This window comes from uncultured Gimesia sp. (genome assembly GCF_963976445.1).
In the GTDB taxonomy this organism is placed as follows: domain Bacteria; phylum Planctomycetota; class Planctomycetia; order Planctomycetales; family Planctomycetaceae; genus Gimesia.
This window is the reverse complement of record NZ_CAXBKP010000028.1, coordinates 75,459-95,940: the sequence shown is the minus strand read 5'-3', so window position 1 is coordinate 95,940 and position 20,482 is coordinate 75,459. Positions and strand designations below refer to the sequence as shown.

Genomic DNA, 20,482 nt, shown 5'->3' with positions numbered 1-20,482 from the left:
TGTTATTCTTGGATGTTTATTTACACTATTAAAAAGGTTTTGAGATGCCCTCTAGTGATTTTACGCGGGTGAATCCCCCATTCACGGAAGCTCTGAATAAATACTATACGGTAACCATCTTCATCCTCAGGTGCATAATCCATATCTGCTGTGATAATACCTCTCAAGAAATCACCGAATGTAATATCGACTGGAGGACAGTAATCAATTGCACGAATGCACATTTGCAAAACTCGATCGGCACATATGGAAGCTTCTGAAGATAGTCGTCTGGCTAAGTCAGGGTGAATGTCTCCGTCAGGAAGTGAACCAGTACCGTTGGTCGCAATTCGAAACAAATCGGCGCTTTCTAAGCGATAGATCAGTAAAAATGCCCGAAATACTGCCGCAACTAGAATTGCCCCCCTAGCATGTGGAGCAAACGATTCTTCCAATGCATGTGCGTTGGGTTGGCGAGGTTCCCACTTGTTGTTTTGATTCTTTGTTCCCAATGCGTCACGTAATGCGCCACTACGACCTGTAGCCTGACCAAACTGTTGAGCTAACTGACTAAGAAGATTCTCGGTTTCAAGATCTCCTCGTGTTCGACGTATCTGGTCTTCAAGAATTTCAGGATAGGAGAAGTGCTGAAATAGAGAGACAATATCGGCGAATGCTTCATGAAATGCATGGACATCAGGGTTCGTTGACTCATTGAATCGAGGATGAACACCATCAAGAAGAGCATGAGTGACCTCATGTGCAATTATGTCATGTGACAGACAAGTAAATACGAGAGTTCCTGGCACATTGTCTTTGTCTTTTCTAGTAACAGGAAAATAGCCGAATAAAAGGGCCTTTTTTGACGGACTGTAATATGCGTTACGATCGCGAATCGCATGCGGATAGATACGCAAGCGTCGTACAAACTGAGTGACATAGTCACCTGAATCGAGTCTCACTCGGTGATCCGACCAAAACGTGACACGTCCGAGAGCACGTTCGAAATTCTGAATGGTCACCATCGCAACTGCATAAACCATCTGCTGATGAAATTGTGGGTCAGATTCAGAGGGCTGAAGACCATCTTGCGCAAGAAGATATCGGTGATTTAGGTCAACCGGCTCATAAAATACACCACTGGCAGGATCGTAATCTATGACTTCTATGTATTCACCAATGGGACCTTTGTCAAGTTCTTCCCACTTCACATGAAGCGTTAGCTGGTTGATTATGGCTGTTTCAAGTTGCGTTGCTAGACTAGGATCAAATGCAAGCACTCGAAGGCGACGTGCGACAGGTGGTTGGCTCATTACTGTTTCCTGTTTTTAATGAAACATGCGATTTCAAACGTTTACTGAAGGAATAAACACAGTGAAAATAATTATAATTCCACAGGAAATGGAAATTCTGCGGGTGGAGAATCCGGAGCGATTAGCGATTCGGCGTGTTGCCGAACCGCAGCATCGCAAACTGCGTACCCCCAATTCATAATTTGCTGTTGACGTTTTTCAGGGAGTCGTTTCAGTCGAGTTGGAGTTTCAGCAATTTGCAATGTTCTTTGAGGATTAGCTTGCAACGAGTCAGCCAACTCGTAGTCACTGATGTTAGTACGGATTCCCCAGTATGCTCCATCTCGTATTTTAGTGACATATGAACTGATGAGTTGCCGCTTACGCAAATTACGAACCTGATTATCAATGATATCAAGAATTCGCTTGGAGTGCTGAGCCCAATCGCTAGCCGGTTCCGGATCGGGATGAGTTAAACCACCACCATCACTGACGAAGATTGTTTTGTAGCGCTTCCATGCTGTTTCTAAACCAAGGTTATCATAGACGCCACCATCGCTTAGAACGAGCGTGTCTGTAAATGGTTCACGTTGCAAATCGCAATTCTCATCGACTTCAAAATCTGAAGGGTCGACATCGATCTCCGCGGGCGATAAAAAAGGGGGAAATGCTGAGGATGCTGCTACCGCTTGTGCAAGGAGAATCTTTGGAGAGCGAATCATCCCAACTCGGTAATCAGCCAGATACGGTCGTGACATACGGACCAGGGCACCGGACTGAATACTCGTTGAATTAATGACAAAACGTGGACCTTCTAAGTCAGAAGGCAAATCCTGGAGAGTCGCTTCTTTGAAAAGTATTTCTTGATAGTGGCCTACAATTCGATCATTTATACTTCCTGGAAGAAAAACACCGCCGAGTATGGAACCGCGGTCAATTGTTTTACGAGCCATTCTTTGGATCGGTTCAATAAGTAGTTCAGTGAAATTCGAAGCTCGTCCATTCGTATCAAAGTTGAGTTGATTCCAATTCAACCCAAGTACCCCTGCTGTGATCGAACCACCTGATACACTTGATACACGCGAAAGTTTTTTGAGCAGAGCAAACTGATTTAATCGGATAATTGCGCCAGTGTGAAATAACATTGCCCGGTAGCCTCCACCAGAAAGACATAGTGCGATGCCATCTTCCGGTCCGGCAACTCTCTCTTCTTCAACAAGCTCTTGCGAGATATTTAACAACGGCTCCGAAACGCTGCTGGATTGGTTGGACATTTTCTTGTTCCACAAAATTAGGTCAAAATTTGGGATTTCAAGTTGGTAGATACTTATATCAAACGGATTTTTATTGAGAATTCGTGCTCGCATACCTGAAGTTCTGGTTTTCAAAAAACGGACTTTAGCCAGGCCTGAAGAGCTCACTGTAATGGGATGCTGTGATAATGAAACGCCTTTCAAACTTGAAATTATTTTTATTCATATTCATGGGAGATATATAGAATATGTCTGCCCCATTTTAGGAAATTATTCTCGTAGCCTTCAGGAATACATAGCTGAATGTATACATCTAGAACTCTATTTTGTACACTTAGAGTGCTGTGCGTCAATTATCAATGTCACAAAAGATGAAATTATTTTCAATCGCTTGTGTTCGAAGGCTGAAACCTTATATCGGCAAATCTATTAACAGAATGTTTCTGAAGTTCCGCAGAAACAATGTTCCTTGAACACACCTTGAAGGTCTCATTTTAGTAGGAAAGATTGTCAAGTGGGCAGACTACAGATTTGGTATCCGGAATGTTTGGTAAAATTATTTGACCAGAAAGCGAGAAAAAATAATCAGCTAGAAAGTCCAATCGTTTATCTCACGCATTGTTCTCCTCTTCGTGTTGGAAGATAGTAAACGGCAGTATGAGGTAGTTTTAGTTCTCGGACTACGACACAAAGTGTCTCGCCAGAATAACCTTAATTTCGAAGCATTTTTTAATCTGTTCGAATCCATTTACCTTAAGGTAATAAAAAATTGCATATATTTATTTTTAAACTTTCCAGTGATAATTCAGTCTGGAAATCAATAGCATGAAACCTATTTCGTCTTATCTTCATCCCTTATAGGAGTGACTACATGGCTTCATTAAAAACACGTATAGAAAAACTTGAATCTAAAGTCAAAGCAGTAGAGAATAGTTGCCTTCCACTTAAGGGAGGAGTTATTTCGGGAAGTCTAACTGTAAAAGGTAATGTTTCCTCGGGTGGAGCTTTCCAGAACAACTCAACTCGCACACACCTTAAAGGCCTCTCCAGCGGTTATAATCACGTTTTAACTGTTGGAGGAAAGAAGCCGGAAGACAACGTGATGGTTTTCAACAAAAAAAAGAAAACCTTACAATTCCTTTATCGTTTGCTCGTAAACACAATCAAAACAAAATCTATTGAAACAAAGACCCTTTCTGCATCAGGCAAGATCTCAGCAAAAACCCTTTCCGTATCAGGTACGAAAAACTTTGTCATCGACCACCCATTGGATCGCGAAAAGAAGGAGCTAGTTCACGCTTCGCTTGAAGGTCCAGAAGCAGGAGTCTACTACCGTGGTACTGGGAAATTGAGCGATGGTCGCATAGAAATCAAGCTTCCCGATTATTTCGAGGCTCTTGTCCGTAAAGAAGGTCGGACAGTGATGCTGACACCTATTTGTGATGGAGACAACCCTGTTTCAATGCTGGCTGCATCAGAGGTTCGCGACGGGGTCTTTACGGTACAATACATCGACAACAAAAACTGTTCGCAGAGATTCTATTGGGAAGTCAAGGCGATACGAGGTGACATTCCAGAGCTTGTTGTAAATCGAAAGAAGCAATTCGCAGAGCTGGCACATTAAGAAATAAATCGGATCGAAAGTATTGTGCTGTATTTGACGAGTAACATTATGGGCTGTTTAAAAAAACAGGCATCTTGTGTTGAAAATATTCTATTTCTATTAGCCTTTAGAAAAGGAAAATACTGATGAGCAAATACTTAACTGTTTTCGTAATATTCGCAATCACGATCATGTTAGTAAACAACGGCCAAGGCGAGCAGCCCCAGGAAAAAAAATCATTAGTTAATCAAGTGGTCGAACTGCAAAAACAAAACAAGGAAATGGAAAAACGTCTCATAGCGCTGTCGAAAAGTGTGAAAGAATTAAAGAAAGAATTAAAAGACTCAAATAAACGCATCTCCAGAGTTGAGGGTAGGACAACTGATATTTCTAAACATAAAGATGGAGGGATCAATGTAAATGGTAGAATCATTATTCATAGTGGAGGTAACGAACTGTCACTTGAAGCTTATAATGGATTCAGACCAGATAATGATAAAGCAAACTGGGGCGTTATCTGGCTGAAAGATACCAAAAGTGGTAACTTTAAAAGAGTTCAGATATTTAATGGAGCTTTTAAATGATTTTTCAATACAACAGTCTATTCTCAGAAATTCTACGTTTGAGAGAGGAGTGGTTTCAGTGAGCTTCCAGCATGGGAAGTTCGAATGCGGCAAACTTAAGGTTAGTAAGTTTCGCAAAACCACCATTCACTGCCTGTATCTCAAGACTATATGTTACATTTTCTTTTAGAGGCGATTGGTCGATTCCAAGAAATCGTGCACCTGCCCAGTTTTTGGGGGCATGATATTCATCTTGCATTGAAACAGTTGCGACAACTCGTTTCGTGTTATCATGAGTTCGGATCACGCGAAACGCGGTCCCAGATCCTTTCAGGTGAGAGTTGTCAATGTGTGCCATGTGCGTCCAATCAGTGTCTGTAATCTTGAGATCATTTGATGGCATTAGGAAAAATGCAATCGGTCGATTAGAGGATTTTATTGAAAGCGAATCTATTTCTTTTCCATTCACTCCAGCTTGTTCACCATGTAGATTTTTTTCTCCGAAAAAACAGCGAGGTTGAGAATCAATTAGATTGTCGAGTTTCTTTTTTTGTTTCGTACTCAAGCTTTCAAGCTTCCGGGTCTTATCTGTCAACTCTTTTACCGCTTTTTGCAATTCAATCAGTGAGTCTTTTAGATTAACTTTCTTTTCTGAATTCGCGATCACGGAGTGGTTGTTGGCACTAATTAATAAAAAGACTATCACGAAAAGAGTGCAGATTACACCAATGAATGGTACTGTTCGAATTTTATTTCTACTCATAATGAAATCTTTCTAATCTATTATTACTAATGACATTTCAGTGAGTCATCGACTTCAATTCTTAGAGACGACAATTGATTCAGTTACTAGTTTCACGAAACGATTCAATAAATAGTTTACATGATTAGTCTCTTTTATATGAAATCATACTATATACTCCACAAATTGCTTAGGTTCGTTTTCTAAAGAGCAAAATATAATATTCTTAAAACGAGTACCTTTTTTCTGACTGATCCGTGAGTACTTTTCCTCGACCGTGTACCCTTCCACTAGTATAACTTTGATAGAATAGAACGCGGCCATCCTAAAATAGTTTCGTCCCGCCGTTTTGAAAATGACTGATTTATGTTGTGTCTTCTATAGCTTCGAAATAGATGTGCGTTTCAGCGAACTCCCAACATAGGCAGCTCATACGCAGCAAACTTCGCGTTAATAAGGGTCACAGTTCCTCCGACTGGCATCATCTCAAGTGTATAGACAACTTTGCCTTGCTTGGGAGGGGATTCATCGATTCCCAAAAACCTAGCTCCTGGAAACAGCTTTCCTCCACTGTGACCGTCATGCCAACTCACTGAAGCGATTACTTTTTTCTGGTTATTGTGAATTCGAATTACCCGAAATGCAGCACCGGCTCCTCCTCCATATCCATTTCGAATGCTTGCGAATTTGTCATAGGATTCATTTTGATTGTCCGCAGGCATCAAGAAAAAAGCTATGGGAAGTTTCTTACACTCGATCTCTAACTTATCCATGTCTTTAAGGCTAGAGGCCGATATACCATTTAACTTTTTTTTACCGAAGAACGAACGAGGTTGAGAATCAATTAGAATGTCGATTTTCTTTTTTTGCTCAATACTCAAACGTTCGAGTTCTTTTGTCTTTTTGACCAATTCATCTACCGTATTTTGTAAGGCTACCAGTGAAGATTTTAAACTGACCTTCTTTTCTGGTTCCGCGATAGCGGAATGTGAATTAGTGCTGATTGTTGCAAAAGTCAATACGAAAAGAGTGCTGGTTGCAATATTGAATTGAACTAAGCGAAATGCTTTTCTATTCATAATGAAATCCTACTAGTTTATTGTTACTGAAGATATTTGAGTTAGTCGTCGACTAGTTTTTGAATTTTGTAAATCCAGTTCGTTTATAGAGGCAACAAGAAGTTCATTTGCCAGTTTCAAGAAACGATAAAATAAGTAGTTTACATGCGTTTTCTATTTGTATATGAAATACCGTTCTAGAACCTAAATGTAGTTGGATAAACTCTCCCATGATTTGTTGGGATATTCAAAATGCAAATTCACGACTTGCGCGGGTACTTAAAGACTAAAGCGTTTACTCTAATTTCCCCATTCCCTGAACGGGCCTTTAGGTACCAGTTACCATTTTCTCTTTTAAGCCACGCACGGTCTTTTTCACTTGAAAAGTCTCCCTTGATTTCCCCAAGGATTGCAAAGCCTTCATTAATACGAATTAATTTTACAGATTTTTTTTCACCTTTTTTACAGTCTATTGCAATAGTTTTGTAATACTTGAACTGTTTAATGACTTTAAAGAAATCTTTTTTGTTATTTTTGACTTGTTTTTCAAGATCCTCTATTCGCTCTTTTAATGAACTCATTTCATTTGTACCCTTTAGTCCTTAATTAAATTTGGATTATAGCTAAAACCACTTTGATTTGCTTTACGTTGTGCAGCACCTCCGCCAGAAGGACGAGTTGTTCCTTTTGACCAAATCTGAGGTCCTCTTGCTTTACCCCAAGTAGATACAATTTTTCCATCTTTGTTAAGAACAATTGTTGCTTTTTTAGTTTTGTACATTGTCGTTCCACGAGATTGTTCTAATATCTTGCTAGGGTTTTTTGCTGCATTCAACATCGCTCTTGAGCTTACTCCACGTCCACCATCTCGCCCTATTGCGCGATGAAGTCCATGCCTTGAATAGCCTGTGATTGGTCCTATAGCTTTAGGTGACACTCGACTGAATGTCTTTCCAACCCAACTCACTAACGCACCGACTACCCGTGTACCAGCAACGTTGCCAACAGTCCCTAGGAAGGTGTTGGTGCTAACAGCTTGGTCGTTCGGCCCTGGTGCATTCGCAGCCTGCGTATTCGTAAGCTCCAAGCCAACCAGAACAAGTATAGCCACTAAAGGATGCTTCCCATCTGGATCTATAAATGCGTTAGGATTGGCCAACCCGTATGAATAGGGATTCTTTGACAATGGCATCGTTAATAGCGAGTGCTTTGAGGAGAAGAGTAGTGGATCGCTTTCGAAAAATGAGCCGATGCTCGAGTTCATATATCTAGCTTGAAAATATATAAGTCCCGACTCTTCATCGCGTTCCTTTCCTGAAAAGCGAAACGTTGAGGATAGAGTATTCTGTGCGTCTTTTGTAATATTGCGAATTGCACCGTACGGTAAATATGCAATCTCTTCCAACTTCGAGGCATCGTCAGCTGTCGAGAGAATCATTGAGTTGATGTGATCATAGTGGTGAAAACGGCGTTGTCCGTTTGTGTAACAGACAAGGCGTTCAGAGCCATTGAGCAAGTAGTGCCGTAAACCTGTCGCTGTACTGTCACGTACCTCTTTAAACGGGTAGTATACTCGGTCTTCTGTAACCTTTAGAAGGCGGTTGCCTCGGTGAGAATATCGATATTTTGCAATGGTATTGCCAGCATCAGTAACTTGTGTGATTCTCCCCCAAGCATCACGGGTTAACTCTTTTTCATCATATTGAGTTGCAGCTCCGGATTCGTCATATTTGAGATTCGACCCTTGATCGGAGGACAACATCGCATGTGGCCCTGACTGGGTTGCAACTGCTCCGTTTTGGTTGCTACGTGTAGCATAGCTCGCCTTGCCGAGTCCACGTTTCCAATGTTCATCATTGGGAAGCACGCCGCTAGCAGTCTTTTCAAGTCGATTACCTATTCGATCAAACTTGAAAGCAACCGAGGTTGTTGCATCTACATCGGGTGGTCCAGTTACGTAAGAAGCTGACCTAAGACGGTAAGCATCGTCAAGACTGAAGACTTGTGTGTTTCGTCGTGGATCATTGAATGGTACAACGGATGTGGGGCGAAGGTCATCAATACGAAGGATGTTTGACACTTGGTCGTAGGTGTAATTATTGTGAATGAGGTCTTGTTGAGTTCCGCCTGCAGGTTTTGATATCCTTAGAGATCGAAGCCGTAGACGATGATCTAGCTCTGTGGTCTTTTTTGTTTTGTTTGCATATTTGGTGTTCCTTACCACGCCGTTAGGGTGATAGTCGAATTCGACGATAGAGGCGTTATTGACCTCAAACGCTTTGGTTAAGCCTCGTTTGTTATAGCGGCTTACAATTGTAAGTGGATCACTGTCGTGGCTCGTTAGATTCTGTTGGATTCGTCGATCTTGAGAATCGAATTTTTCCGAGCGTACATAGACACGATTTTCGCCTTCGGCGTTGAATCGGCGTAGTGTCCAATTTACTAGCCCGCGTGCAGAGTAGCTGTGATGCTCTTCTCCCGCTAAGTCCTTAACCCACGTCAATCGACCAAGGCAATTCTTTGGCGTGAACTGGTTACCAGGCATATCCAGTAGACCGGGCTTAGAAGTGTCGTAGTGAAATGAAATCGTTTCAACTGAACCGTTATATGTACCTGTTTCAGTGAGTTTGCGATTAGCACCATCGTATTTGATGTTAATTGTCGACCCACGGGCATCCTTCTTCTGTGTTTGGTTGCCAGCAAGATCATAATCGTAGGTTGATTTTCCACGGTCAGGATCATTGATTTTACGACGACGACTGAGACTATCGTAATGATGATAGCTGATGTTATTTTGAGCATCGGTAATCTTGGTAAGATTGTCAAGCAGGTCGTAGCCATACGTTGTTGGCCAAATATTGATCTTCGCAGACTGTTCCCCATCATCTGTAAGTCGCACGTGCTCAACGACTTTAACAAGTCGTTCAAATCCGTCTTGAACGAGATCAGTGAAGGTTCCTTCGTGTTTGCTACCGGAACGATTATCTTCTTCGTCATACCGGCGTTCGGTAAGCGGAAGGAAATGAGTGAGAGAGGAAGCGACAAAGTTATTTGCATCCTTGGGATGTGATGTCGAAACTATTCGATTTAGCGGGTCGCGTTTGATTTGCTGTCGGCGAGCGATTGATATGGGAGACCAGCCATCCTGTTCGTGGGGCTGAAAGATTTGGCTTGGATTTCCTCGTGAGTCCAATAAAACGCTCTCAAGAAAGAGATTCTGATCATGCGTATTTTCGTTTATCTTTGCGATAGAACGGTTAAATCCATCGGTGAATGTGACTGAGCCGACCGTCGCTTCGTTTCCCGCATTTTCACGTTTCTGAGTGACAACGGCAGAAAGGCCGGAGACTAATGAAACGTTACCGTTATTGATTCCAAGGGGAACTGTCCAACTATCAGATACCGTCAGAAGATTTAAACCCCCATTTTCGTCGTAGACATATTGCAGTTTGTTTATGGGGTCTGCTGGTATATAGGTATAACTCACCGTTGGAAAGTTGCTTGAGTCATCGGGACGGATTAAAGCTGAAAGTCTTGCATGAGAATCATATTTAATGGTTGTTTTCTTACCTTTAACTGATCGTTTACCACCGATCGGATTTCCCGCCACACTGTCCTGAACTGTGATCGGTTCATCTTCGGTAAAATCGACGAGCTCAGTGATCACTCCAAATGCGATATCAAAAGACGCTTTTGCGCGAAGCTGTTTTTCTGCTCCAACAAAAATCGTCTCACTAACAGGAAAGGCATTGAAAATAGGGTCGTAAGTCAGGTTGCGTGAATGCCCGTCTTTGGGGACTGCTGGATTTCCTTCACCATCAAGAATCCAAGAAACGTTGCCGAATTTGTCGTAACCTTCGACTGAGCGTTGAACCCAAAGATCATTATTGTTAATTCGCTCAGGGCTAATTCCTTTTTGTGAATCAGGAAGTAATAGTCGTTCGGTTCGAATTTTGAGTACACGAGATTTAAGCTGGAAGAGGGGGTGGGTATCGAATTTATCGGTCTGGTCACCATAGAAAGTACGTTCTCCAGAAACGATATTTCCAACTTCACTTTGAATGGTTGTACGTGCCACGCGATCTAGAATCCAATCCTGAATTGCACTCCCTTGATGTGCATACTCAATAATCTGTTTGCGAGGTGAATCTCTCAGATCAGCCGGAAAGATGACCCCATACTCAACCTTCTCGGTCATACCTCCGAATTCGTTGAATTTGAATGTTTTTCTTACGACTCGAGGTTTAAACCTGGCTCTCTCTATTTCTTCGAGCTTCACAACATTTGGACCTTCGGTATACTGTACATGCTCGACTGCAAGGTGAGCGTCACGTATGATCCGTAATTTGTCTTTAGTGTGATGGTTATTTAGCGGTGGCGCTGAGTTCTCGTCGTACAAGCGGCGCAATTTCCACTCGTTCACCCTGCGTCGGTAAACGAGGTCATTGTGGGCGAAAATTTGCTCGTTACTTTCGTCAATTTCTCCATTGCTATTATTGTCATAATCATCGTTTGCGCCCGATTTTAGCGGCCATGATGCCGTGTAATCTTGGTTATGTTCGATTGCAGCGATACCACAAATTTCTTCCCAAAGCAGTCGGCCTTTGAGTGGTTCCTCTTCTGCACCGGCAATATGATTAAATTCATCAGTTTTGTCGTTTTGATCGTTATCAATTCCATCAGGCGCTCCGGTGTGAAAATAATGTCGTGTCACAGTGGTTGCAGTGCCCGACTGAGATTCATCGAGGTTATCTCCCCACTCAATGCGAGTGACGTGTGCGAATCCGCGAAATTGTTTTTCGCGTCCGTCGTAAAATGGCTCAGCATAAATGATGTTCGTTACTTCGGAGTCGAGTTGGCCATCTTGATCTAAATCCAAAGAGTTCGATCGTGAAATACGGCTTACTACATGAAGGGGAAGTGGAGAAAAACTGTGCCACGGATGCTTACTTGCTAGTGATCCTAGGTAGTAATCTGTAAGTGGGCGATATTTGAGATCAACTTGCTTACCGATTCCATTCGTAATCTGAGAAAGCAGATTCCCACGCCCCGGTGGGAAGCAATCCAGCACTTTGAGTTGTTCTTCGTCTTCAACTTCAGGGTCGATACAGACAATGTCTGTGCTACCATTCCCGTTCATGTCTTGCAGTAAGATTTGGGCAGACGAGCGGTAGTTTGGGCCTCTCCAATCAATAGGTTCCTCAAAGAATTCTCCTCGTGATGGCCAAACGCGGACGTTGCCTGGAATAACGTGGACCAAATCCGATAGACCGTCAGCGTTGATGTCAGCGAAGTGAAATGTTGCCAGGTTTGAGGTAGGAAACTCACCGATGTCAGACGTTTGGTCTCCAGTAATGAACTGGAGCAGTTGACCTGTTCCAAATTGTCCATCACCCGTTCCGTAATAACATGTGATTCTGATAGTTCCATCGCGCTCGAACATATCAACAAAGTCCATCAATCGATCACCGTTCACGTCAACCAGACGCATTGTTGGGCTAACGGTATTATTGGGAAAATTCGAATCTGAAAAATGAACTTTTTCTTCGTGCCATTTTCGCGATCCGTCAGGCTCAGTTTTGTTTGTTGCAAAGAGGAACGAGTCATCGAGAATTCTCGCGAAGTCAACGCACTTGTTGAAATCAATATCAAAGAGGCGCACTCCTTCAGTAGTCAGATCAATAGAGCAAGTGTTCGAGAAAATTCTCTTCGCTCCTTCTTTTATTTCAGGATGTCGAAACTCTATTTCAGAACGTCGAATTCCTGAGGCGTTGGTGAGACTTTTTGTGATTTCGTAATATGCAACCCTTTGGTCTCCTTCATCATTGGGAACGGTGGTAGCCAAATCAATTCGACCATCTCCATTGATGTCCACAAGTTGCGTTTTGGGATCACGAAGACTGAGGCTCGTGGGGATACCTTTGAAAATGTGAACTTTTGAAAAGTTCATATTTCCTTCGTTTAATAGGTATCGCCATTCGCTATCCGGCACCGAATAGCAGATGTCAGGTAATCCATCGCGGTTCAAATCACAAAGGGCAATGTCTTCTTGCCGTAAATGTGCCGGAATGTGGATCTTCACGCCTTCAAACGCTAATTCTCCTGGATTTGAATTACCCAATATTGAGGGCAGGTACTGAAAACGTAGAGGAGGCAACTCAGTACCATTTACATCAGATTGAATGACTGATTTAATTAATGGGACGCGAGCAGTTTCATGATATTGAAACACATAATTTCGAATATTCGTCGCGGCAGAGTCAACAATTGTGTTCACTTTGACTTGTCGACAACGATGACCAATCGTTCGTCGAAAACGGCTTACGAACGATGTTGATGGGGCGCGTGATTTCTCGTAGTCAAAAACAATTTCATGATAGTTCGTTGAGCCAGAGTCTTGGAAACCATAGCGAATTTGCGAAAGACACTTCACACCTTCGGATTCAGGCAGTTCTTTGTAAAAGTATTCAATTCGATTCCCATTAAGATCGACAGAACTCGAAAGTAGCCATCGAAATGTACCGTCAAAGTCGTCAGTACTAGGCCTATGCTCTCTGGCGTGTGGCTCTTCACCGAAAATCAGCTTAACTCCACTGGGAAGTATTTTCTCCCACCCATTGCCAAGTCTTCGATATCGTGCATAGTCCTTGCAGTTTTCAGCAAAAAAACTACCATCCTTGACCTGAACCAGCTCTTCCCCCGCACAAATAAATGTGTCCATTTCTCCATAGCGAGGAATGCCTTTATCTGTTTGACGTTGAACCGAATCTATAAAGAGTGACCAACCAAGCCCAAATAGATCCACTCCTAAGTTAGAGTCATAGGAGAGAGTCAAACTTGGAGCAAAACCACCAGCGGCAGGTGGAATATCAAATTGAATCGAATAGCGCGCAGACCCAGTTGCCAGGTCTGACTCGAAAGACTCGCCAAGACCTTCGATACTGCCTGGCCCCCTAGGTAGAGAAAGACGTTGAAGTGTTATTCCTTTAGGTTGTGATGTTTGAGCAACTACGACATCATATCCAATGATCCATACTAAAAAACTTGCAACGGTTAAACTCAAAAAACTGCATACTTTTGTAGAACTTGATGCCGCTCGCTCGCGTTGCATAGCTGATTTCCTAACTTCAAGTCATGGCATTCCTAAAATCAAGATATTACATCTCCACTGGATTTTTTGGTGGGGTTCCGTTGACCTCTTCACGTAGTTTTCGGAAACCTTTCATCAAATTCGCTAGCTCAGCCTCGCGAGCAGCGAGGGTGTCTTCCAACTTCTTGATGCGCATTTCATAGTTATTGATAATCTTTTTCAATTCTCCATCAGCTGCGGCTTTATAGGCTTCTGTTGCTTGATGAGCATATCCAGCAACATTCAGAGCCAACCTCGGCGTAGTATAAGTTTTATCTTCTACCTGCAGAGTAAGCAGGAGCCATTTGGTGTCTTTAAGTTTAATCGGAACATTTGTGGCTGGGTTTATCAGCTCAGTTTTCTTTCCCAATATTAGAACTATTGCGTGAGAATTATTTGCGGGAAATCTAATTTCGTCATGCGTGACCTCAGTCCAGATCGGATCACCGCCACCTGGAGCATCAAACAGTTGAGCAATAAGTTTTCCTTTACTACCTGCGGGTATTGTTGCACCATCAGTTTTGAGCATTTCTCCAGATACGCTAACTGTTAAATGTCGTTCTTCGGCGTTAGCAATAGTAGTTACGTTTATTACTAGTACGACCGTTACCAAGCCGATGAAATTTTGAAATATCTTGTATAGGAGCATTAATTCATTCTTTCTGGTTAATATATTTATTGACGGATGGAACTAGCAAGTCGATCCCACTCGCGTCGAAGCTGAATAGCCAAATCGTCACTTGGGTGATTAAACGAGTACATGAAGATAAACTCGATGTCCGTAAGATTGCGGATCGGAAAGGGTTTGCCTGAATTCATTCGGTTCGATGGATCACTGAAGTTCATAAAGAAAGCCCAGCGGTCCGCGGCAACACTCATATCCACCAGCGCGCTACTCATTGTACGATCAGGATCTTTTAAGAAGTCACGACGTGAAGCTTGAATTTGAACTTCCGAGATCTTGTCATAAGTACGCTGCTCAGCAGGTCGTCCAAAAACATCTTCGAATTCATTGAGCCCGTAACCGGAGAGTGAATATCGTTCAATATTGCCAAAGATTGGTGGAAAACGACGGACTGAAACAACTCCACTCTGGGTTAACGAAATCGATGGCGATGCGGCGGGAAGTTGGTCTCCCAAGAAATTCACGCCGATACGAAGAATTTTTTGATTCCATTCATCACGGGAAAAGAACTTGTCGGTGTCAATCTCAGTAGCAAACTGAAAAGCAAACGCCGATAGATCACCGCGTTGTTCATATAATTGCTTTTCAAGCCAATTACGATACTCATCCATTCGTAGTCGACGCCGCTCTGAGAGCGGCAAACTACTATCAGTAGGTCGTATTACATACTCATCCATTCCCAGTATATCACGACGAAGCGAGATCATTTTTGTAAATGCTACTTCGTTACCACGTGGTGAACCACGCAGCCCTGATCCCAAAGTATTGTGCCAGACATAGATCGCTTCGAGAAAATCACGTAATTCGTTGGCATCACGCGCTCCCAGTACACTTTCGGGGTTAGTAAACGGTCGGAAGGCTTTTTTAGGTAAGACAACATCGGTGCCAGTCCCCATTACGGTTACTGGGTTGGAATATCGCTCAACCCATACGTATTGCATCGCCTTAGATGCCAAGTAACATGCTGTAACTGCGTCAGATAAGGATTGGTCAGCATCGATTCGACTTGATTCTCGTTGAACACACTGGGCGGCGTAACCTTCAAACTGCTCTAATGCTTTTTCTTTGGCTGCTGCCCAATCTTCCACAAGTGACTCTAGCATTGATCGGTTCATCGCATAGGCGTTTTGTGCAGCATCCAGCTCTAGCAATGCCTGCTGCAATGTTCCTACACGTTGCTCAAAGCTTCGAAATAATTCGTTCAAAGTCTTTTGCAATCCTGCCGCACGTACTTTGGCATCACGATTAAGACGCGCATTAGACAACAGAATGTCCTTATCTACTTGTTTGCGTACTTCTTCCTTTCGAGCATCGGCTAGCTTTTGTTCTAATGGGTTCCTGGAACGACCTTGAGAAAAGGAGACTCCACCACCAGTATTTGAAATGGTGACTCCGGCGGAGTCACTGATGGTAGTCGAACTAAACTTCACCTGATCGGATGCTAGTTTTTCTTGGTCCCTTGCCCAAGCCTTCAGAACTTGTTTGGTTGTGTTAAATTCATCTTGGTCAATCCCATTTAGATCATTTGCATACTGTTGCTCGTCAAGAATACGCTCCAGTTCATGATTCAACGATTCATAAGCCTGACTGACCGCGGTCATGGCTTTTCGAATTTCAATGGCACTCCCCCCCAACGCACCAAATGAGTCAACCGACAATTGTGTGGCATTGATTGATTTACTTGACGCATCGGCTTTAGCAATTAGACGCCGTGCATTACGAACCCCCTGTTCGCTGTGTATTGATTCTGTGATAGATTTAGTACGTCGAGAGATATCATCAAAATGTAATTTTAAGACCGTAGCAATTCGACGATCGACTTCAGCAAAGAACTGTGCACGATGTTCAGGATTCGATGGATCGAGGTCAACTTCAATTTCATGCCCATTTTCGATCTTTTGTTTGATTGTCAAAGTTTTTCCACGATGTTTGACTTTTTGTGTTTCAAACCGAAATCCTGATAACTGTTCCAACGGATATCGGAATGACTGACGCTGATTGTTAATTTCAGCAGCGATCTGTCCGAAAGACAGGAGTTGTGTATGCTTCGAGGTACGCGCGACGTTTTCCTTGGAGATGGCTGAAAGAGTAGCCGTCACAGCATCAGCATACAGTTCGACAGGATTCCGATTTGGAATGAATGATTCAATATAACCATCGGGTTGCTTCCCTGCTCGAATCATTGAATAGACACGTGAAGCAACTCCCAATTTTGTGCGTAGTTCACCTGCACCGCTATTTGAAAAATCAGTACTCTTTTTATGGGATGCTCCAAGCATCGCTAGGCTCAAGTATGATTCAAATCCGACTTCATGTAATCGATTTTCTGCTTCATCTCGAGCTTCTTTGATTTCGGATTTGGCCTTTTTGTTACGAGAGGATTCATTGAATATTTTCTTCGCCCCATTGATTTTCGCTTGAAGTCGTCGCTCTTGTAGTTGCATAAACAAGGATTCAAGAGGTGTGCGTGTCAAACCTGCTTCTTCAGTTGGTCTATATTCATGATCAAGTAACTCAACATCTTGTCGAAACAACCACCAACTACGTAATCCTCGGCCAGCCTCTTCGGAAGCAATGTCAAAATAATGAGTGGGTGAAGCATCCAGTATTGATCTATTGGAATCTCGGTGTACTGCTTGATCTCGCTCTAGTTTCTTTTGTTTCTCCTCCTCTGTAATTTTTGGTTCTTCTTCAGGAGCAATATCGTTACCGTCTGTAGCAGTGTCATTGGTTTCAGGTGAATCATCGCTAGTTGCCGCGTTCGTTTTATCCATGAAGCGAGAATCTAGGGCATTCAGTAAATTGTCCGAAGCCAGCATCAACTCTGCTTCAGGATAGTTGCGAAATCCTTCCTCTTCAGTCGAATGAAGCAGAGTCTTAAATTTGTTATATTCATCTTCTTTCAGGCCCACTGTACCAGGGACAAAGTCTGTACTCAACTTCTTAAACAGATTATGCACTCCACCGAGGTAGTTTGCACGATGATTACCTCCACGATATTGATTCAAAACCGTTGGAAGTGGGATTGTATTTTCCTTATGTTCTTCGATATCTTTTGGGATAGTCTTAAATCGTTCCAAAATTTTAAATGCGTTTTTTCCGTCTTGATTTGTTTTGTATCCAGAACCATTTTTAAAACTTTTCCGAGCATTCTCGATAAATGACTGCGCATCGTCTTGAGCATCAACTGAATTAATAAATATTAATAAAGTGTAAAAAATAAGGATGCAAAAATACTTCATTTAGTTAGCTCCTTTTCCCATAGTTAACATTGATCGGCGCGAAATCAGAAGGATCTTTTCCTTCACGACATCCTGAACTGGGACGCCAGCATAGTGGACTTTAACTTTAACCAAGACTTTTACATGTTCATGAGCAGCGCATATATCATCACTCAGAACTAAGCCGTAGAGTTCACCACCATCACCTTCCTGGTTCTTTTGATCTACAATATTCCATGCAACAGGCGTTGAAAACATCGTTTCCTGTGTTGCCACTGCTACACTCCACTCATATTTTTTCGCGCCAATAGCTGGGAAAACGAAACCCTCTAACTTAGAACCAGGGTTGAGTGAAGGGTCTATGACAAGCAACCGTTCTGACCCTCGCTGTGATCGGTCCTGTTCTTTCAATGTGATCTCTAATTCGATAGGATCAACTGAAGTTGCAGGCACAAAGACAGTACTTACATTAGAGTGGTACCCAAGCCGATTAACTGTCAATTGAACATTGCCGTTTCTTTCTGTCTCAAGTGCAAAGTTACCGTCAGCGTCGGTTTTTGTAGTCGTAGAGTGGTTTCCTTGGTGATACAATATCACGTCAACAAACGGTACTACTACGCCAGACTTATCTTTAATAGTACCCGTGATTTCAGCCCCAAAAGTATCGTTTCCAATACATATAAGCGCAATGCTCATTAGAAACATAACAAATGTTTGGTACACATTTATTTTAACAAACTGATTCAGATAACGACTCATCGTTGTTTCTCTCCCCTATGTTCGCAACCGTATTGTCTAAGTATTTAACCTACTCAGTTCCATTTTCCTGATCGACAACTTTCTTTTCTTGATTCATCGTTGTTGTGCGGAAGAGGTTGATTTCTCCAATCACGAAAATATCCTGTTCAAAGTTTGTCACTCTCCCAGTCGCTACGTTTTTCTCCATTCGTCGAACAAAACTACCTTTTGAAGGTTGCGACTTAGATCGACCAAGACGCTCGATAAAGATTCCCCGCAAATATCCCGATGCTTCTTCTTGCAGTAAAACTTGTATCTCTCGTTGCACCTCCACATCTTTCTCATTGGAATTGTCGGAAGTTGGCGCGGGTTGCGGAGTACCTAGAATAGGAACTAAACTTGGTTTGACTTTACGAAACAGTTTTTGAGTTAAAAAAAGAGTTTTTTTTGCTTTATCCAACGAGACATTAACCGCATGAAAATCACTGTGTAATGCGATAAAATTATAAGAGACATTGAGAGGCATGTCTTCGTTAATCAAAAACGAGCCGTTTCGCAAAAACTTTGCTGAAACAGCATTACCGTTTGGAAGAAATCGGACTCGCACTGGAAACGTTCCAATCTGAATACTGCGTGCACCAGGACGCGCTGCGTTTTGTAAGTCAGCAAAAGGTATACTGGCTCCTAATTCTCGATTTGTCATCTCGGCGAAGAATGTTCTTGGGTCCTTTCTGTTGACTCCTCGAATGCTTAATACTTGCGCTGCAATAGAGCCTTCATAACCACCATAAAGTTCTGGTACTTCCAGAAAAATGATTGTATTAGGAAGCGTGGTTTGGTTCTTCGCCGAAGAAACTAGGCGGATTCGTCCGAGATAAATACCTGGTTCGAGAATACGATTCCTTAACGTACCGTCAACAACACTACCTTTAGTCATTCGTTCGGTATTTATTCGAATGGATCGGTTATAGGACCAGGGACCGTGTGAAGATTCAAGATATGGAACCACCGCATATTTGTGGGAGATCGAGATTCTGGGTTCATCTTTTGGCTTTTCGATGCGAACAAAACCTTCACCAGGTGTTGTTCCAATATCTTTTGATGCAGCCTTAAGAATAGAAAGTAACTTCTTTTTTGTTGGTCGTCCATTTTCGTTAAACTCGTACCAATCGTTATCCACCTTATACCAGTCAACTTCGTGTAAATGTAGAACGCAGGGAGAAGAGCCCTGAGCCACGGACGTCTTGAGATCCACATAATTTAACGAACTTCCAAAAGAGAGGATGACTGATTTTGACAAGTCGGCATGCCATGGTGGGGTTTCCTTTTTCTGGTGTTGCTGTAGCTCAATTTTCACCTCTTCAATAGCAGTTACACGGAGATCTGGTTTAGTCAGATGTTTTTCTTTGGCTTTGATCCAAATAGCTTCGCCTTGCCTTAATCTCCATTCCTCACGCCAATTTCCTTTTGACTCAGAATTGAGCCTTACCTGTTTCCATGATTCTGAAAGATCGTTGAGGTTTTCTGAGTCTGGTCGTGTAGTACTGAGATACGAAACTTCTGGTTCTTTGCCTTTTGTTATTGCGAAAAATGAAAAGAAAGGAGCCTCATTAGGCGGATAAAACCCACTATCGGAATCACTTGGTGTGTCTCCATAACGACCAATCGGGACACCAACGAAAGTCCAAGAGCCTACAGGTATTTTTGGCATTTTCAGTAATTTCAGATCAGAAACAGAATGACCAATCTCCGTGTCTTTATTACAAAATACCATACAACCTTCATATGGTTTCAAACTTCCGACGTTTAAATCTGCAATGCCGTTGAAACTTGACTTCACTACTTCAGGTAGTAAAGAAGACGTATCTAATGCCGCTTGGCCCCCCTTTAGGTCATGAATGAGAAGCTTACCGTCTCTAGGCACTACCAACCAATCCACCGTATTTGGAAACTCGACCGCTTCAGTTGGTGGATCAATAAATGAGATCGCATTCCAACCAGCACGAAGCTTGATTGTGTAATCCTTAACAGAAGCTTCTTGAGCAACAGCTTGATCTTGCAAAGCAATAAGAAGTATAAAAATGGAAATATAAATTAAACGTGGCATAGATTGTTCCTCAACGTTGACAACTGACTATGAATGAGAGTGGAGCTTTACTAAATTTATTGAGGTAAGTGATGTTTGAAATATGAAAGACCGCTTGGTTGCTTTCATGGTT

The 20,482-nt window shown here is 42.4% G+C and carries 12 protein-coding genes; 2 read left to right on the top strand and 10 right to left on the bottom strand.

The features are described from left to right. Positions 1-20 precede the first annotated feature (20 nt). A complete protein-coding gene (locus AAC022_RS23060) occupies positions 21-1,292 on the bottom strand; it encodes a hypothetical protein (protein ID WP_339734899.1) in 1,272 nt (423 codons plus the stop codon). Positions 1,293-1,363: 71 nt separating this feature from the next. Next, positions 1,364-2,638, bottom strand: coding sequence for a patatin-like phospholipase family protein (locus AAC022_RS23055; RefSeq protein WP_339734897.1), 1,275 nt, complete (start codon positions 2,636-2,638; stop codon positions 1,364-1,366). Between the two features lie 757 nt (positions 2,639-3,395). On the opposite strand from AAC022_RS23055, the gene AAC022_RS23050 reads away from it, so the two are divergent. After that, positions 3,396-4,148 (top strand): hypothetical protein, encoded by a 753-nt coding sequence (locus AAC022_RS23050; protein WP_339734895.1) that lies wholly within the window; start codon positions 3,396-3,398, stop codon positions 4,146-4,148. A gap of 125 nt (positions 4,149-4,273) precedes the next feature. Next, positions 4,274-4,711 (top strand): hypothetical protein, encoded by a 438-nt coding sequence (locus tag AAC022_RS23045; protein WP_339734893.1) that lies wholly within the window; start codon positions 4,274-4,276, stop codon positions 4,709-4,711. A gap of 55 nt (positions 4,712-4,766) precedes the next feature. On the opposite strand, the gene AAC022_RS23040 is transcribed toward AAC022_RS23045, so the two are convergent. The 8 genes from AAC022_RS23040 to AAC022_RS23005 all read right to left on the bottom strand — a co-directional run bounded on the left by AAC022_RS23040 (position 4,767) and on the right by AAC022_RS23005 (position 20,370). Beyond that, on the bottom strand, positions 4,767-5,453 hold the full coding sequence (locus AAC022_RS23040) for a hypothetical protein (protein WP_339734891.1): 687 nt from the start codon (positions 5,451-5,453) through the stop codon (positions 4,767-4,769). Positions 5,454-5,836: 383 nt separating this feature from the next. Then, on the bottom strand, positions 5,837-6,511 hold the full coding sequence (locus AAC022_RS23035; RefSeq protein ID WP_339734889.1) for a hypothetical protein: 675 nt from the start codon (positions 6,509-6,511) through the stop codon (positions 5,837-5,839). Positions 6,512-6,750: 239 nt separating this feature from the next. Next, positions 6,751-7,071: a hypothetical protein gene (locus tag AAC022_RS23030; protein WP_339734887.1), complete on the bottom strand. Its 321-nt coding sequence runs from the start codon at positions 7,069-7,071 to the stop codon at positions 6,751-6,753. Between the two features lie 14 nt (positions 7,072-7,085). Next, the gene (locus AAC022_RS23025; protein ID WP_339734884.1) at positions 7,086-13,601 is read right to left on the bottom strand and encodes a SpvB/TcaC N-terminal domain-containing protein; all 6,516 of its coding nucleotides are present in this window, start codon (positions 13,599-13,601) and stop codon (positions 7,086-7,088) included. A 46-nt stretch (positions 13,602-13,647) separates the two neighbouring features. After that, positions 13,648-14,268 (bottom strand): hypothetical protein, encoded by a 621-nt coding sequence (locus AAC022_RS23020; protein ID WP_339734882.1) that lies wholly within the window; start codon positions 14,266-14,268, stop codon positions 13,648-13,650. 26 nt (positions 14,269-14,294) lie between these two features. Then, the gene (locus tag AAC022_RS23015) at positions 14,295-17,546 is read right to left on the bottom strand and encodes a hypothetical protein (RefSeq protein ID WP_339734880.1); all 3,252 of its coding nucleotides are present in this window, start codon (positions 17,544-17,546) and stop codon (positions 14,295-14,297) included. Continuing rightward, positions 17,547-18,284, bottom strand: a complete 738-nt coding sequence (locus AAC022_RS23010) for a carboxypeptidase-like regulatory domain-containing protein (protein WP_339734878.1) — start codon at positions 18,282-18,284, stop codon at positions 17,547-17,549. It lies immediately after the preceding gene. Between the two features lie 49 nt (positions 18,285-18,333). Next, entirely contained in the window at positions 18,334-20,370 is a 2,037-nt protein-coding gene (locus AAC022_RS23005; protein ID WP_339734876.1) for a hypothetical protein, read from the bottom strand. Positions 20,371-20,482 lie beyond the last annotated feature (112 nt).